Annotated in this window: 15 protein-coding genes; 11 read left to right on the top strand and 4 right to left on the bottom strand. The window is 67.2% G+C overall.

All coding sequences use genetic code 11. From position 1 onward, the window contains the following. Positions 1-4: 4 nt before the first annotated feature. A complete protein-coding gene (locus BLW82_RS42700) occupies positions 5-652 on the bottom strand; it encodes an HAD family hydrolase (RefSeq protein ID WP_093508596.1) in 648 nt (215 codons plus the stop codon). Between the two features lie 158 nt (positions 653-810). On the opposite strand from BLW82_RS42700, the gene BLW82_RS42695 reads away from it, so the two are divergent. The 7 genes from BLW82_RS42695 to BLW82_RS44130 all read left to right on the top strand — a co-directional run bounded on the left by BLW82_RS42695 (position 811) and on the right by BLW82_RS44130 (position 7,197). Further along, a complete protein-coding gene (locus tag BLW82_RS42695) occupies positions 811-1,041 on the top strand; it encodes a helix-turn-helix domain-containing protein (RefSeq protein ID WP_256216283.1) in 231 nt (76 codons plus the stop codon). A gap of 390 nt (positions 1,042-1,431) precedes the next feature. Continuing rightward, entirely contained in the window at positions 1,432-2,562 is a 1,131-nt protein-coding gene (locus BLW82_RS42690) for a hypothetical protein (protein ID WP_093508594.1), read from the top strand. Beyond that, positions 2,559-3,914: a replicative DNA helicase gene (locus BLW82_RS42685; protein ID WP_093508593.1), complete on the top strand. Its 1,356-nt coding sequence runs from the start codon at positions 2,559-2,561 to the stop codon at positions 3,912-3,914. Before BLW82_RS42690 ends, BLW82_RS42685 begins: the two co-directional genes overlap by 4 nt. 136 nt (positions 3,915-4,050) lie before the next feature. Beyond that, on the top strand, positions 4,051-5,622 hold the full coding sequence (locus BLW82_RS42680) for a helix-turn-helix domain-containing protein (RefSeq protein WP_093508592.1): 1,572 nt from the start codon (positions 4,051-4,053) through the stop codon (positions 5,620-5,622). A 1-nt stretch (position 5,623) separates the two neighbouring features. Next, on the top strand, positions 5,624-5,908 hold the full coding sequence (locus BLW82_RS44135) for a hypothetical protein (protein WP_143063762.1): 285 nt from the start codon (positions 5,624-5,626) through the stop codon (positions 5,906-5,908). Further along, complete coding sequence (locus BLW82_RS42675; RefSeq protein ID WP_093508591.1) at positions 5,901-6,476, top strand: transcriptional regulator; 576 nt, start codon at positions 5,901-5,903, stop codon at positions 6,474-6,476. The genes BLW82_RS44135 and BLW82_RS42675 overlap by 8 nt, the downstream gene beginning before the upstream one ends. Before the next feature lie 196 nt (positions 6,477-6,672). Continuing rightward, on the top strand, positions 6,673-7,197 hold the full coding sequence (locus tag BLW82_RS44130; RefSeq protein ID WP_143063620.1) for a hypothetical protein: 525 nt from the start codon (positions 6,673-6,675) through the stop codon (positions 7,195-7,197). Here the strand turns inward: BLW82_RS44130 and BLW82_RS42665 are convergent. Continuing rightward, a protein-coding gene (locus BLW82_RS42665) for an IS5 family transposase (protein ID WP_371131269.1) occupies positions 7,194-7,945 on the bottom strand; the annotation gives its coding sequence in 2 pieces (ribosomal slippage) (positions 7,194-7,657 and positions 7,657-7,945; 753 coding nt in all). The two genes, BLW82_RS44130 and BLW82_RS42665, sit on opposite strands and share 4 nt — an antisense overlap. Before the next feature lie 1,238 nt (positions 7,946-9,183). Between BLW82_RS42665 and BLW82_RS42660 the strand changes: the two genes are divergently transcribed. Together BLW82_RS42660 and BLW82_RS42655 are read left to right on the top strand one after the other, a co-directional pair. Beyond that, positions 9,184-9,420 carry a hypothetical protein gene (locus BLW82_RS42660; protein WP_093508590.1) on the top strand — a complete coding sequence of 79 codons (237 nt, stop codon included), beginning with the start codon at positions 9,184-9,186 and terminating at the stop codon, positions 9,418-9,420. Continuing rightward, positions 9,420-9,692, top strand: a complete 273-nt coding sequence (locus BLW82_RS42655) for a hypothetical protein (RefSeq protein WP_093508589.1) — start codon at positions 9,420-9,422, stop codon at positions 9,690-9,692. Before BLW82_RS42660 ends, BLW82_RS42655 begins: the two co-directional genes overlap by 1 nt. Positions 9,693-9,753: 61 nt before the next feature. Here the strand turns inward: BLW82_RS42655 and BLW82_RS42650 are convergent, their stop codons facing one another. Next, positions 9,754-11,733 carry a helix-turn-helix domain-containing protein gene (locus BLW82_RS42650; protein ID WP_093508588.1) on the bottom strand — a complete coding sequence of 660 codons (1,980 nt, stop codon included), beginning with the start codon at positions 11,731-11,733 and terminating at the stop codon, positions 9,754-9,756. A 370-nt stretch (positions 11,734-12,103) separates the two neighbouring features. On the opposite strand from BLW82_RS42650, the gene BLW82_RS42645 reads away from it, so the two are divergent. Both BLW82_RS42645 and BLW82_RS44125 read left to right on the top strand, forming a co-directional pair. Further along, the gene (locus tag BLW82_RS42645) at positions 12,104-13,267 is read left to right on the top strand and encodes a hypothetical protein (protein ID WP_093508587.1); all 1,164 of its coding nucleotides are present in this window, start codon (positions 12,104-12,106) and stop codon (positions 13,265-13,267) included. Between the two features lie 471 nt (positions 13,268-13,738). Then, entirely contained in the window at positions 13,739-14,893 is a 1,155-nt protein-coding gene (locus BLW82_RS44125; protein WP_143063761.1) for a hypothetical protein, read from the top strand. A gap of 119 nt (positions 14,894-15,012) precedes the next feature. On the opposite strand, the gene BLW82_RS44800 is transcribed toward BLW82_RS44125, so the two are convergent. After that, positions 15,013-15,672, bottom strand: a 660-nt coding sequence (locus BLW82_RS44800; RefSeq protein ID WP_177233363.1) for a hypothetical protein, incomplete at its 5' end; no start/stop codon positions are given.

The raw sequence follows: 15,672 nt of genomic DNA, 5'->3' as shown, positions 1-15,672 counted from the left end.
GGGGCTACTCCGCGGAGTGGGTGAGGAGGTAGTCGATGGCCTCGGTGACGTCACCGACGGTGTGGTGGGGTGTGGCAAGACTGGCGGGCCAGGGGCGGCCGTCGACCCAGATGGTGCGGAGCCCTGCTTTGTAGCCTCCGGCGATGTCGGTTTCGGGGTTGTCTCCGGTCATCCAGTCGCCGGGGGTGAGCTGGGTGCCGCACCGTGCGGCGGCGAGCTCGAAGAGCCGAGGGTCCGGCTTGCGGACGTCTATGTCTCCGGACGCGGCGACCCCGTCGATCAGGTCCGCAAGGCCGGTTGCCTGGATTTTGGCGCGCTGGATGTCGCTGGAGCCGTTGGTCGCAACGCCTATGTTCCACCCGGCGGCCCGGAGTCGTGCCAGGCTGTCAAGGACGGCCGGGCGGCAGTGCACGGCGGCCGCCATGCGGTCCACGTACACGCGCCACAGATGGTCGGCCGACTCGTTGAGCTGGAAGGTGGCCTGCAGGCGCTCAAAGTCGCTGCGGTTCGCTCGGTCTTTCAGTTCGGTGACCAGCCAGCGCTCGATCTCGGGGCCGTAGCCGTGATCGTGGCTGAGCTGGGCGATGGCGTCCGGGAAGGCCGATCGGCGGTCGACGAGGGTTCCGTCCAGGTCGAAGAGGGCGAGACGCATGCTGGTGACCCTAGCTTGGCAAGATCTTCGCCTGACACGCCGGCAACTCCACAGCTCGGAGTGCAGAGTTATGTATAGTTCTGGATCACGTGAGGAGAGGGGGAACAGTGTCTGACCTACTTGATGCAGTCGACGCTCTACTCGCGCGGCCGGACACCATGCCGCCGCCGGATGTTCGGGCGCGTCTCCGCAAGGCCGACGGGCTCACGCAGGAAGAAGTCGCCGAGGTCTTCGGTGTCACCAGGGTCGCCTTCCACCGCTGGGAGACCGGAATCGCCAAGCCGCGACGGCGCCATTTGGAAGCTTACGTCCGGCTCCTGCAGGGTTGGGCCGATAAGCACCCAGACGTGATGTCCGACCCGGAACCGACTCAGCGAGAGGCAGGTTGAGCAAGCTGATGCTCTCCCGATCTCCTTAAATGCGAAGCGGCCCCTGTCGCCACAACAGGAGCCGCTTCCAAGTCCGACTCGCTCGCCCTTGCAAAAGCTTCGAGTCGTGAGCAGCGAGGTGACCTCGTCTGCCGGGTGATGCCCGTGGGCCGTTGGCCCGCGTGGTCACCTCTACCCAGAGTATGCGCAACAAATAGCGCAACGCCACTACTCCGGGCCAGGCACTAGATCACATTCTCTGGTCACGGCTCCCCTACCTGGGGAGATGACACAGTTGCGTCGCCTGTTCTACCGTCCGCCAGCCGCGCGGACCGTCTCGCGCCCACCGGCTGCACGGGAGCGCACGCCCGTCCCGGCTGCCGTCGTCCACCAGCTGGTGGAGGTGGCGCGGTGAGCGACGACTTCGGCTCCAGCTACCTGGAGCGTGGCTGGGAGGCCCCGGAAGAGGTCATCCTGCGGCGCGAACTGGTGCGTACGCCCGGTCTCCAGCCTGAAGACCTCGGCGTCCTCGCCGAGTTGCTGCTGCGCGATCCTCGCCTGCCGTCGACCATGGAAGCGATCCGGGCGGACCTCCAAGCTCAGGGCTGGAAGATGGGCAAAGACCGCTACAACGCCATCGCGAAGCGGCTGACGACCGCCGGCCACCTCGCCCGCGTCAGTGTCTTCGACCCGTCCACCGGGCGCCCGACCTGGGTCACCCGGGTGTACCGGAACCCCGCCAACAACACCCAGTACGTCGACCTTGGCATCGCGGCATCGCAGCAGGTCAGCCCCGAAACGCGGGTTTCCCGCGATCCCCACACCACCGAATCGCAGGAAACCCGCGTTTCGCCTGGTCAGAGCCGGAATGCGGAAAACCCGCAGTCCGGACCCGAATCGCGGAAAACCCGCGATCTGGAAACCCGCGTTTCGCCTGGTCAGAGGCGGAATACGGAAAACCCGCACTCCGCCTCGCCCCCCCCACACCCCCCGGAGGAGGAGGAATCCTCCTCCCCCAACCCCCTCACTGGCCCGGCACGGTCACTCCCGTCACAACGGGAGCAGCAGGGCCGGGCGGAGCGCACGCCGGAGTTCACCGACGAGCAGCTGCGCAACGCTGCCGCCTTCCTGGCCAGCATGCAGCGCTGGCAGGCGGGCGCAGCCACGGCCAGAAGGTGCGCGCCGCGGCTGCTGCGCGCGATGCGGGACCAGGGCTGGCCGCTACTGGCCGACCTGGACGACGCCGGTCGGGCCCTGCTGGAGGCCGACGTGCTGAAGAACACCCAAGGCGCGGCGTCCTGGGCGAAGTGCCTGCCCGGGTGGGTGGACGACCTGCGCCTGTACGCGAAGGTCAAGCCCCGTGTGGCGGCCGCGGGCTCGGAAGGCGGCCCGGACGCGGCCGCCGTGCGTCTCGCGCTGGTCGCGGCATGCACAGCGTGCGACCCGAGCGGCTGGCTCCTCGATGACAACGACGATGCGCCGATGCGCCGCTGCACCCACCCGGGCGTGACGGCGGCCGCGGCCGGGGAGGCGCAGCGATGACGACCGACACCGAGGCGATGCTGGAGCAGCCGCCGGCCGCGGACAAGGACGGCGAGGCCTCGATCCTGGGCGCCTGCATGCTGGCCACGCCCGCCTATGACCCCGTCGCGGACGCAGCCCGGATCATCAAGGACGGCGACTGGTACCGGCCCGCGCACGAGACCGTGTGGTCCGCCATCCGCAGCCTGCACGGCAGGAGCGAGCCGACCGGTCTGCCTATGGTCGTGGCTGAATTGACCGCGATGGGCGAGTTGGAGCGGGTCGGCGGCCGGGTGGCCCTGTCCGAGATGGTCCGGGTCGCGTGCTCCTCGGCCGAGGTGGAGCACTACGCCGCTCTCGTTCATGGCTATGCCAAGGTCCGCGCCCTTCAGGCCTCGCTCGGGCGAGGCCTTCAGATGGCTCGTCAGACCGCGCCGGACGCCGTGACCGACACCGTCCGCGCCGTCCAGACCGAGCTGGACTTCCTCGCGGCGGGCGGCGAGGCCGACCGGCACTTCGGCCGCCTCGGGGACGACCTCCACGCCCACTTGGAAAGCCTGGAGACCACCGAAGAGGCCGCCGCCGTCACCGGCCTGGTCGACCTGGACGAAGTCCTAATGATGCTCGCCGGCAACGTGGTCGTGGTCGCGGGACGGCCCGGCATGGGCAAGTCCGCGCTCACCCTCGGCGTGGCCATCGCCAACGCCAGCAGCGGCCGGCCGACCCTCGTGCACTCCATGGAGATGGGCCGCAAGGAAGTCAACAACCGGATCTTGGCGGCTCGTTCGAGGGTCAGCCTCAGGCGGCTGCTCAAGGGCGGCCCGGCCATCGAGGACGACGACTGGACGCGCCTTGCCCGCCACGTGCCCGACCTCCAGACCCTGCCGGTGTGGATGGACTACAGCTCCCGCGTCTCCCCCAGCCGCGTACGCCACCGTGTCCAGACGATCACCCGCGAGACCGGCCGGCCGCCCCTGGTGATCGTGGACTACCTCCAGCTCATGGAGACCGACCAGCGCAGCAGCCGCCAGTCCCCCTACGAGCGCGTGAGCGAGATCAGCCGCGAACTGAAGATCGTGGCCGAGGAGACCGGCGCGGTGATCATCTGCTGCGCGCAGCTCAACCGTGGTGCAGAGAGCCGTGACGGGAAACGCCCACAGGTCTCGGATCTGCGCGACTCCGGCCAGATCGAGCAGGACGCCAGCGCAATCATCCTGCTGCACCGCGAGGACGCCTACGACCCGTACAGCGCCCGCGCGGGCGAGGTCGACCTGATCATCGGCAAGAACCGCAACGGGTCGCTCTGCACGGTCACCGTGGCCCACCAACTCCACTACGGCCGGATCCGCGACATGGCCGCCCTGGACTCGTGATCCGCCGCTGAGCACCCCCCAGAAGCCGCTCAGCGCCTCGTGTAGCGCCGAACTCCCCCCTCACAGACAATCACCCGCTGCGGGGTGGAGATCGGCCCCCACAGAGGCACACAGACGATCAAGGAAGGAAGTCCCGATGGACCGGGACACGAACACCACTGGCCGTGCCGCCATCGACGCCCTGCTTGCCGGAGTTCGGGACGAGCTCCCGCTACCAGCCCCAGAGGTGCGGCGCCGGCTGCGCGAGGACCTGGGGCTCTCGAAGGCTCAGGTGGCGCGCGCGGTCGGCGTGAGCGCGTCGACGCTCGGCGGCTGGGAAGCCGGCCGTGACCCGAGCGGCGAGACCCGCGAGCAGTACGCGTACTTCCTCGAGCAGGCACAGGCAACGCTCGCCAGCCGTACGACGCCCGCGGCGGCCGCCGACGACTCCGGCGCCGAAGTGGGAGAGCCCGCGGCGCCCTCCGCCGACGACGACCGCCGCGACGACGGCGACGACGACCAGGACGAACTGGCCGCGCCCGAGCCGTGCGTGCTTTGCGGGCAGCCGGCCCGCCACCAGGTCGCCGGGTTCCCCCAGCACCTGGACCCCGCCGAATGCACCACCGCGACCGTGCAGCCGGCCCCGGCACCCGAACCGGCCCCCGCCCTCGTGCAGCGTGGGCAGAGCCGTACCGGCGGAGCGGGGCAGGGCTCGCGCGGGGTGAAGGTCGTGGCGGCCGGGCGCCGGGTGAAGCCCGCCGACGCCCCCGACCCGCTCGCCGGGCGGATTGCCTCGGCGGTCGCGGCCGCGCTCGGCGAGCACGGCGGGGACGTCGCGGCCGCCACGGCGGCCTTGGTGAAGCGGGCGATCCCGGACGCGATGGCCCTGCTGGACCAGGCCCGCCTCGGCGGCCGCTACGACATCGTCGCCCACCCGTGGCTCCCGGACGTGCTGCGCAAGCAGACCGCGCGGGGCGCCGACCAGGTGTGGGAGGCCCGCCCCAAGTGGACCCGCCCCGAACTCCCGGCCGGCGTCCACGAGGTGACCGCGCTGGACATCAACGGGGCCTACCTGAGCGCGCTCAAGACGCACCTGCCGCTCGGACAGCTGGAGCACTCCGAGGGTGGGCAGCACGACCGGCGCCGCGCCGGTGTCCACCTGATCACCCCGCCCGACTGGGACCACGACGCGGTCCTGCCCAACCCGATCGGCCAGCGCGACGAGCCGGGCCCGCTGTGGGTGACCGAGCCCACCCTGCGCCTGCTACTGCGGATCTCCGGGCCGAAGTACGGCCTGTGCGACCCGCCCGTGATCCACGAATCCTGGACCTCGGGTGCCACCGAGGGCCTGCTGGAGAAGTTCCGGATCACCCTGAAAGACGCCCGGGACCAGGCGATCGCCGACGGCGACGACGTGACGCTGGAGTACGTCAAGGCCATGTACTCCAAGTTCGTCTCCACCATGGGGGAGTCGAACTACAACCGTGAGCTGTACAGGGCCGACTGGATGCACCTGATCCGCTCGCAGGCGTTCGCGAACCTGTGGTGGAAGGCCCACCGCGCCTACGACGAAGGCCTCATGGTCGTCCGCGCCATGGGCACCGACGAACTCCACGTCGCCGGCGACTGGCAAGCTGTCTTCCCCGAAGGGCGCGGCGTGACCGAAGCGAAAGTCAAGGACGTCTACACCGTCGGCAGCACCGACACCGCGACCCCAGAAGAGGCCTGACATGCCAGAAGCGAACAATGGCGTGACTGCTGCACGCTGGAACACCAACCCTGTCCACAGCGTCGGATTTTTCGACCGCACACGCAGCCGCCGCCTTTCCGAGTTGCTGGCAGCCGCTGCTGAGTACTTTCAAAGCCGTGAAGAATCCGGAGAGGAATACCTGATTCACGACGTCCGGTACCGAACCGGACGGGACGGCGTACGTATCCTGGAGGTCGACGTCATGGAAGGACCTTTTCAGCGGTACGACGTCGAGCCAGCAGGTGCAGGAGAAGCCAATGCCTGAGCGCAACCTCGACTTCGGCAAGTTTGGCGCGCGCGGCATCAAGGGCCACGAAGCCGTCGCGCGGCAACTGGACGCCCTCGCCGGGTACGTCGCCACCCCGATCACCGTCCGCCGCGGCCTGCTCGCCCGCCTGCACTACCTCACCCGATCCGACCGCGCACGCGCCGCCGCGCGGGAAGCCGGCCTGACCGCCACGCCCCGCACCATCCGGGCCTGGCTCGCCGGCACCCGCTCCCCGTCCCGCGCGAACTTTGCCGCGATCGAGCACGCCTACCGCGCGGTGCGCCGCGAGAACGTCGCCCGCTACCTGCTGGCCCGCCTCAACCGCGACGGCCGCGGCACCCGCGTGGAGTTCCACCCGCTCAACCAGTCACAGGTCACCCGACCCCAACAGCGGGTGGTGGAGTACCGGACGCTGAACGTGCGGCACTGGGACCGGATCGTCGCCGCATGGGCTGCCGACGATGACGATGCGCTCGACAACGCGTGGGTCGATGACGCGGTGGTCGACCTCGGGTCCCAGTGGGGCCAGTACGAGTACGTCACCAACATCGGATTCGCAGCCTGAGACGGGTACCGAGCGACTGTTGATCTGCGACGCGCCGAACGGGAGAGACTCGACAGTCACTCGTTGTCAGACCCGGCGAGTAAGACACCGTTTCCTTTGGCCGTAGTCACGCCAGGGTGCGGGTTCATGGTGGCAGTACGGTGGGGCCGCCCTGATCCACTATGTCTGCGAGGTTGGTCCGATCATGCACGGAGACTTGGACAGCACGTCGGCGCGGGCGCTGGCATGCTCGACTGGACTGCGGATCGGAGGGGCCCTGTACATCCTCGCTGAGCGGGCTGGACTCGCTGACCCGTACTACCTTGCCGATGCAGGTCTACGGGCCGGTCTGCGGGGCGCACCAGGTCGGACGCTCGATCAGGATGTACTGCAACATGCTCGGTCCGGCCTGGATGCTGCTCAGAGCAGCTACTCGGTGGACCGTGCCGCACCATTCACCCAGGCCGGCTTCATGCTGATGGGGCGAATCTTGCAGGCGCTTGAGCAACCTGATGAGCATTACGGTTTGCCAGAGATCCACTCCCTTGCTCGAAGCACCGCAGCCCTGTGGCCGGGTTCGATCGGCCTTGAGATTGACCCTGGCGGCAGCCTGATGTCCTACGAACGGGCCTGTCAGATCGACGCTCAGCGAGAGTTGGAGGCTGGCGGCCTTGATAGGCTTCGTCAGGTTCTGGGCGCGCAGGAGCTGGGCTATCGCCGTCTGGCCAGAGCCCTCGCCTAGGCGGCCGGCGAGCGTGCCAGCCTGCGGTGGCTGATCAAGGCAGCGGCGATGCCTACGAAGGCCAGGAAGTGCTCGGCCTTGCGCTCGTAGCGACGGTGTAGGCGGCGGCATCCGGCCAGCCAGGACACCGTGCGCTCGACCACCCAGCGGTGTCGACCGAGCCTGTGTGAGGACTCAATCCCTTTGCGGGCGATGCGGTGACGAATGCCCCGCTGTCGGAGCCATTTGCGCAGGTGGTCGTAGTCGTATCCCTTGTCGGCATGCAGTTTCGCCGGCCGTCGTCGACGTGGTCCGCGCCGGGAGCGAATCGGCGGGATGCCACACACGAGCGGCTTGAGTCCAAGGCTGTCGTGGGTGTTGGCGGCGGAGATGCCCAGCGACAGGGGCAGGCCGTTGCGGTCGGTGATCAGGTGGATTTTCGATCCGCTCTTGCCACGGTCGGTCGGATTCGGTCCAGTCAGTAGCCCCCTTTTGACGCCCTCAGGCTGACGGAGTCGATCGCGCACCGCGACCAGTCCAGGTCGCCTCGGGCACCGAGCTCGTCGAGGAGGACGCGATGCAGTCGGGCCCAGACGCGCCCCCGACTCCATTGGGCAAAGCGACGGTAGACGGTAGGCCATGCAGGGCCGAAGACCGGCGGCAGTTGCCGCCACGTACAGCCTGAATTGGCTACGAAGATGATGGCGGCCAGCGTTTCGCGGTCACCCGCCCGACGCCGTCCACCGCCCTGCGGACGCTTGATCTCCATGGGTGGCACCACTCGCCGGAACAGCACCCACAAGTCATCCGGAACCAGCCGCTCAACCAGGTCTGTCACAAATCACCCAACGACCCAGCAGCACCAAAGGAAACGGTGTCTAAAGTACCTCCGCTCACAAGCGGAGTGATCTAGTCCGTGACTTCCCACCAGGAGAACACCCGGCAAAACGCCCCATATAACTTCGCTCGGGAGTGCGAACACTCACCCCATGGGGTGTGTGATGTGCGCCACATTGCAAGCGGGATCGAGCCTTCCAAACCACCCTCAAGCTGGGGTATTACGGGCGTAGCGCAAAGTCTGGGTTCTGATCAGCATGCAGTCAGCTGTCGCATATCCAGCACAAGTTGAGGCACGATGGGGAAGTCACCGCGCGAGAGTGTGACGGGTACCACAAAAGTCGGTGTTCGCTTGCACTACGCGACGGTAACCGCATTCGGGAAAACAAGAAGGCCCCACCCACGAGCCCGCGAAGCCTAGGGTGAGGCCTTCCTCGCACACCGTCTGCAGACGCGGGCCCCGACCGTCAGGTCGGGGCTTTCCGCATTACCAGGGCCAGTGGTCCGACACGATCCGGTAGACCGTGTAGACCGGCCCCAGCCAGCGAGCGATCCGGTAGAACCGACCTCGCCTGCTGCAGCACAGGCAGTGCCCCTCTGGCAGATCCTGCACAACCATCGGGACCGTCACCCCATTTCCGTGAGGGCCTGCGGATTTCGCAGGTCCCCCGTCGGAGGCCCACATGCCTTCGTGGACTCCCGGGGAGGCACGAGCGTGCATGAGCCCCTGGAGAGACGGATGGCCGAACTTTACCCGAGCGCCGCAGGACCTGCTGTCCCGTCAAGTTCCGGTGCAGGATGCGTAGGATGAGGGCCGCCTGTTTGCCTCCGCCCCTCAGCAGGCACTCGGTGCCCAATCCCGGGCATCGCGTGCCCGCTACCCGCGTCACGCTGGGCTCACAGACTCGGCACAACGGAATCCGAAGCCCAACAACGTGGCTTCGCGTACACGGTACGTCCAGCCCCGCAAGCCAGTTCCCGCCCATCGCGTGCCCAACATCACACAGGAAGCATCCTTTCCGGATGAACGCGCCCCCATCCGACACCGTTGTCCTGCGGAGCTCTTCCTGGTGCAGCAGCCCGGCGAACAACAACTTCCGGTAGTCACCCCCGCTGCCCTCTACGGCGATACCGTGAAGGCACACGCCAGTCCTGCGCCTGGAGGCTCCGATGACCGACCAGCCGGCCCCCGCCGACGGAGCCGTCCGGCAGCAGCTGGAGCCCGCAGCCGCCGACGCCGTCCGCGCCTACGCGGCCCAGACCCGCGAGCGGGCCGACCAGTTCGCCGCCGTCCTGGAGGACATTGCCGAGAACGGGCTCCCCTCGCCCGACGACTGCACGCCGTGGGAAGAACTGCGCGAGGCGCACCTCGCCCGGCTCGCCGCGCAGCGGCCGGCCGTCGCCTGATGACGTCGGGCCACGGGCCCCGCCGCGCCCGGATCGCCTTCTCCGACTCCGCCGCCAAGCAACTAGAGAACATCACCAGCGAGGCGGACATCCACGCCCTGGACCGCGCCCTGGTCGTCATCTCCGTCGACCCCGACGCCGGCGCGCCGATCCCCGGCGACACCACCGGCCCCCAGCTGCGCCAGTACACCGACGACATCGAAGCCGTACGGATCCTGTACTTCGTCACCGCCCTGCGCACCGTGGTCGTCGTCGCCTACATCGAGGTCTGACTCATCCTGCTGTCTATCGCGGAGCTGTGACATGGCATTCCTGGGGCGGCACGCCCGCGCGCTAGGAGTCCTTCGACACGATCACGCTTTGCGACGTGATCGAGCGCAGGTTGAGGCCCCGCATTGCAGGGATCGACGCCAGCCCCCAAGCAATCACGGCGAGGCCGGCTGCTACCTGACGGGCGCCCCCTGGCGTGCCCGACCAGACCATGAGGACGGTTGCGGCACCCCACAGAATCCAGGTCGTCCGCGCCCCGAAGCCGCCGAACAGGAAGCTCATCAGGAGTAGCGCCGCGCCGCTGGCGATCCACAGCAGATGCAGTGTGGTGACGGGGAGCGGCAGTCCGGCGGAGTGCGTGGTCAGGTAGGCGTGGACTGGGTCGTCGATCGTTGCGGCCACGTTGTGCCAGTGCCAGCCGCCCGCGGGATGCCACGTGTGGGCCCTGCTCGACACGGTGTTGGCCAGTACGCCGACGACGGCGATGCCGACCAGGAAGGCGGAGAACAGGACGAGCAGCTTGATCCACAGGGCGCTCTGACGCCAGCCACCCGTCAGGGAGTCCCCGATGTCCTTTCGTCGCGCCTCTAGCCATTCGGAGTCGCTCAAGACGATCGGCGACGTCATTCCCATCGCGGCTGCCGGTGCGCGGTGCGGATGCGGCGGAGTCTTGAAGTCCGCGCCCAGTTCACCCACGACCTCCTGCACCAGGAGGACGACGCGCGGATCGTGGCCGAACACTGCATACCCAGCGCACGCGGCGGTCGCCGGCAGCAGCGGCACCAGCCACCAGGCGCTCCACTGCACCGAGCATTCCACGCTCAGTGCGGCGCCGGTCGCGGCCAGCCCGGCGATCAGGCACCGTCCTGCCCGCACGGCCATGGCCCGCGCGCTGATGGTGATGGGCCGAGACAATGGCTCCCGGCGCAATCCGGCGCGGATGGCCGGCCACAGCTGCGCCACCGGACCCCAGGGATCACTGACGACGCCGACGCCGACCAGCATCAGCATGCTGAGCAGGAACGTCCAGCCGCCCGCGCCGGATCTGGCGGCCGCCACGAGGAGCGCCGCTGCGGACATCATCGCCAGGCACCCGAATGCGCGTGCCAGCAGATGACAGCCGGTCTGTAGACGATCGACGGTCCGCATCGCTGACCGGCGAGGGCGGATCACACTCCACTCATCGCTGACCGCGTCCCGTCGCCGCTGGCCGTCATTGAGGAACCCTTCAGCGGCGCGAAGGGCCGCATCGAAGTCGGCACGGAAGAAAGCCTCCTGGAGCTCCTCCGGCATCGGCGGCAGCCCGGACTCTTCGAAGGAGGTGACGGTTCGGCGGGACTGAGCGAGTTCCTCCTCCAGCTCGTCACTGCGCTTACGCAGCCGAGCCAGGAGAACCTCGGTCTCGTCTCGGCCGGCCCGCGCCCGCCGCAGCTCTCTTTGCGCCGCCTTTAACTGGTCGGTGAGCTGGCGAAGACGTGCCCCGTTCTCTTCATTTTCCTCGTCGAACTGGTCCTGCAGAGTCGTGACCTGCTGCTGCAGCTCGGCGGTGAACCGGCTGAGGCTCAGTACCAGCTGCTGGGTACGGCCCCGCTCCTCTATCAGCTCCCGGTTGCGTTCGTGGGCTTGTGAGAGTTGTTCGTGGGCCTTCGCGGCCTGGTCCTGGGCAGTTGCCGCGACGCTGGCCAACGCCGCCGACGGATCGTCCTGCACCGCCGTCCGCGGCACGGGAAGCACCGGGGCTGGCTTCGGGCGCTGAGCAGCGACGAACAGACGTAACGCTTCCCCCATGCACGCCGGTCGCTGACGGGGATGGGTGACGTGAGTGACCAGTTTCTCGACGAAGGCCTGAGAAGGCACGGTCTCGCCGCTCAGGAATGAGGAGATGGTGCTTTTTCCGTAGCCGGTGGGTTCCTCCAGATCCCGCTGCGTCTTACTCGCCCGCGTCACCAGGCCGCGCAGGAACTTCGCCAGCTCGATGCTCTCGGGCGTCGCGTCCTTGTGGAACCCGCCATATCCCCGACCGCCCGGGCTCTTCTCCGCCATGACCCCTCCCCGCCATCCGGCTGTCCCCTCGCCGTACCCCGACGATCAGCGTACGGACAGTCAGAAACTGGCGACAGAGCGCGCCGGAACGTTGTCCGGTCACAGATGCCTGTCCGAACCAGTCCGGCCATGTCCGGCCGCCACCTGCGAAAACGCGACCGAACAACTGACGGACAACTCCATCCGGGCAAGGCTCCTCTTAACGCCCCGTCCCTTCCCGAACCTGGAGTCCCACCGCATGGCCCTCTCCGCCACCGGCACCACCCCCACCCGCTCGCCCCGCCCTGGTACCACTCCTGGTGCCCCTCCCCGCCCACTTGCTCTGTCCACCGGTGTCGCGCGCCGCAGTGCACGCAGCAAGTTGCCGCGGATGGGCCAGTTCGCCGTCGACGTCGCCGACCACGGACGGATCATCGACCTGCGCCGCGATGCCGCCGCCTCCGCCCGGCTGCCTCACGGCCGCGCCGACGGTCGCTACCGGTGCTTGGCCTGCGGCCACCGGCTGATCCTGCAGTGGCCCTCCAGCCCCGACTCCCGCTTCACGCCTCGCTTCCGCCACGACACCGTCTCCTCCGGCGCCGACCACTGCCCGGCCCCCGCCCAGCACCAGGCCGACATCCAGGCCGACCTCACCACCATGCTCGCCCTGTACGAACAGCTCCTTCACGTCTTTCCCGACGGGAGTCTGAGCCTGCGCATCGACGTCGAACTCGCCGGACAGCGCTGGGACATACCGCCCGCCCTGATCGTGCGCCGCGGCGAGCACGTCGTCGTCCTGGAGCGACCGCGCCGCCTCCTCACACCGGCCGCCGTCACTCGTCGCCTCACCCAGACCCGCACCCAGTACCCGACCTTGACCGCTCACTGGTGGGTATTCGACCGCGACGACCCCCTGCACTGCGACGTGGCCGGAACCGTCAACGTCCAGCCCTACGGCAAAACGATCGCGCATACCAAAGTGCGCCCCTCCCCCGCCCAGCGGCAGCTCGCCGCCGCCGGCGCCACCGTGTGCTGGCTCGCCGACGACACCCTGCTCCTCCCCTACGGCGGCCACCAGCGCACCTACACCCACCAGGCCGGAGAGGACTGGAGCGGAGACATGGCCTCCTGGAAACGGGACTGGACCATCTCCCACCCGCAACCCGCCGACGGCGCCACATGGTGGGGCCTGGTCCCCCAGCCGCTGCTCGCCCTGGGCAAACGGAACGACTTCCGCCCCGCCTGCGCCCACGCCACCATGTCCGCCCTGGAACGCGCCGAACACGGCCGCGAACGTCACCGACGCCGCCGCGCCCGTGAACACGCCCAGCAGCGCACACAGACCACCCCCACCCAGCTCGCCCTCCCGGCAACGACTACCGCCACCAGCGAACCCGCCGACGCCACCACAGCGCCGACGCCAGCGCCCACTGCTGCCGCTGAGCCGCCGCGTCCGCTTGTCCACCTCGACCTGCCCCAGAAGGCACCCTCTCCCGGCGTCCGGCGCCTGCGCTTCACCTGGCGGTCGCTCCTGGCACGTCGCTGCCGCCGCTGAACAAGTCCGACTCGCCCACCCCCGACGTGACGTTGGCCCGGCCTGACCTCGGACGGGCCAACATGCGTCATCTCCGTCGCTCCCGACATCGGCGCGTCGATCCCAGGCGACACAACCGGCCCCCAACTGCGCCAGTACACCGACGACGTCGAAGCCGTCCGCGTCCTGTACTTCGTTACCGCCCTGCGCACCGTGGTCGTCGTCGCCTCCATCGAGGTCTGACCCGCCGCGCCCACTCACCCGGAGCTGTCCTCTGAGAGCCGTCCACGGCTCTGCCCCGATGGTCATCACACACTGCTCAGTCAATTGGGCTGGCGCCGTCGGGACCTGGTGAGACTTCGAAACCCAGTACCAGCAACATTACTTGCCCCGATACTTTTGCACTGAGCGTGCGACAGTGCGAAGCGAGGCTAAGTGATCATGCAAGAGCCGTCCCCCTTTCCTACCCACACGTCGAGTCTCGCTACGTACGTGCGGAGCCTCGATCCCGCTCTGTTGGCAGCCCTGCGGATCAGAGAGTCGGCGATCTTGGTAGCGGAAGCCGTGGTGACGGTTGCCAAGGCACTCACGGATCCCGGCGACTCCCGACCATGGCAAGAAAAGATCGAAAGCTGCTTCGTCGACGATGGAGAGCGCCTTGAGCGCATAATATCTTCCGTCGTCGAAGAATTCGGCGGCGTCGAGGAAGTGAAGACATGGCTTGAGAATTTCAATGGTGACTCGTATCGTAAGTTCGCTGAGAAGCTTTTGGGTGCCGCCCGGTATCGACTTTTGATCCAAGCCTTCCAGGAGGATGCCGCCGTCCTGGCGTTGGCCGTTCGGCGCGGAGTGCGCGCACTCATGCCGTTCGCTATCGCGTGGGGCGATGCACTCTCTCTTGTTTCCAAAAATCAGATCAAGCCTGCAAGTCGAGCCCAGTTCCTTGCATTTAATGCTGTGGATATGGTCCTCGGTCTCGATGCATTTCTGGGAGAGAAGGTGCTCTCCTCTCTTCCTATGGCTAGGGCCACGGGAGGCGGGGCGGATCTAGAGGAATGGAAGAAGGAAGAGTCGGATGACCTTGTGGCTAAGTTCCGCAAACTCGTAACCGAATCATCGATGCGTAGAGTTGAGCGAGCAAATTCATCGCTCGTGCGGAAAATCCGTGGGGCGCGTGATGCGCTCACCTACTCCGAGGACGGTGTCTCGCAAGCCGCTAATTCTCTCATCGAACTGATTGATAGGATTATGCGCGAAGCATTTCCCCCCAGTGTCGTTCTTGCCTGGGTCGATACCAACTTTCCTGACGAACCGGAAACCACGCACATCCAAGATGGAGTACGGAAGCCAACTAAGCGTGCCGAATCGTTGTGCTTCATCTACGGTGGCGAACCGGTATTGCCGCGTGAACCCACTCAGTTCGATGACGGTACAGGTCCCAGCCCACTTCACGATGTATTGGCACGCGTGCTCGTCTCTGCACGTAACAAGCTGCAGAAGATGAAACACTTCGACAGTGGATCGCCAGAGGAGCGGGAACAGATTGGCGCCGTACTATCTGCTCTCGAAGGGGCTCTCATGCTGGGCCTCGCGATCGGAGGAGTGTCGGCAGATAAAACGCACCTTCCAGAACTCCCAGCAGCGTAACGACAGGTCCCGGTATGGGCTCCGCAGTCAGTCCGAGCCGATGTGACCACTAAAGGGCGGCCAGCTGGGTGGTGGCCCACACTTGATGTTAAATAAGTTGCTTCCATAACGATTCGAAGCTAAATAGGCGGATTTGCGGAGAAGAACCCTCCGATGCTGCGCGTCAGTCGACTGGCTTCCAGCAATCCGTACTGGAAGGCGAGTATCCCGTACACCAGCACAATGAAGGCGATCATTGCCATAGGTAGCAGTAGCGCCGAAGGTGCACCCAATAGGGATAAGGCTAGGAAAAAGGTAGTTACGCTCGCAACGCTCCACAGGCAGGCTTTTGCGAGGCGACGGCCGTCGAGCTGGTCCGGTTCGAGCGGGGCGTCCACCGCGAGTTCCTCTGCCGGCAGTATTGCTGCGAAGCGGCCAACAGCGATGCTGTTCGCACCGAGAGCAGCGAGTTCTCCCAGTTTCCGGGCTGACGACTCCCGGTCGCTGACGAGTTGGTTCGCCACTTTGCCGAAGGTTGCGTCGACCTGATTGACGTGGTCGACCAGGTTGCTGCGTAGAGCCTGCCGGTTGCCGAAGTCCGAGGAGGCATGGTCGGCGAACGTCCGTAGGGGCTGCCCCAACTGGGAGACACGTTGGCTGAGCTTGATGGATTCGGTGTACGGGGTGCCCGCTCGAGTCACTGTGGCGCTGAACGCCAGTACGTCGAGGAGTTGGTACAACGGTCTCGAGCAGCGTGCGATCAACCAGCCGCGCATTGCCTCCAAGACCCAGAACAGGCC

The organism is Streptomyces sp. Ag109_O5-10, from assembly GCF_900105755.1.
Lineage (GTDB): Bacteria > Actinomycetota > Actinomycetes > Streptomycetales > Streptomycetaceae > Streptomyces.
Note: the sequence above shows the minus strand (reverse complement) of the source record. Positions and strands in the feature narration are given on the sequence as shown.

Coding starts and splice junctions, on each gene's coding strand:
- BLW82_RS42700 (WP_093508596.1), bottom strand. CDS start 652: ATGCGTCTCGCCCTCTTCGACCTGGACGGAACCCTCGTCGACCGCCGA.
- BLW82_RS42695 (WP_256216283.1), top strand. CDS start 811: ATGCCGCCGCCGGATGTTCGGGCGCGTCTCCGCAAGGCCGACGGGCTC.
- BLW82_RS42685 (WP_093508593.1), top strand. CDS start 2,559: ATGACGACCGACACCGAGGCGATGCTGGAGCAGCCGCCGGCCGCGGAC.
- BLW82_RS42680 (WP_093508592.1), top strand. CDS start 4,051: ATGGACCGGGACACGAACACCACTGGCCGTGCCGCCATCGACGCCCTG.
- BLW82_RS44135 (WP_143063762.1), top strand. CDS start 5,624: ATGCCAGAAGCGAACAATGGCGTGACTGCTGCACGCTGGAACACCAAC.
- BLW82_RS42675 (WP_093508591.1), top strand. CDS start 5,901: ATGCCTGAGCGCAACCTCGACTTCGGCAAGTTTGGCGCGCGCGGCATC.
- BLW82_RS42660 (WP_093508590.1), top strand. CDS start 9,184: ATGACCGACCAGCCGGCCCCCGCCGACGGAGCCGTCCGGCAGCAGCTG.
- BLW82_RS42655 (WP_093508589.1), top strand. CDS start 9,420: ATGACGTCGGGCCACGGGCCCCGCCGCGCCCGGATCGCCTTCTCCGAC.
- BLW82_RS42650 (WP_093508588.1), bottom strand. CDS start 11,733: ATGGCGGAGAAGAGCCCGGGCGGTCGGGGATATGGCGGGTTCCACAAG.
- BLW82_RS42645 (WP_093508587.1), top strand. CDS start 12,104: ATGGGCCAGTTCGCCGTCGACGTCGCCGACCACGGACGGATCATCGAC.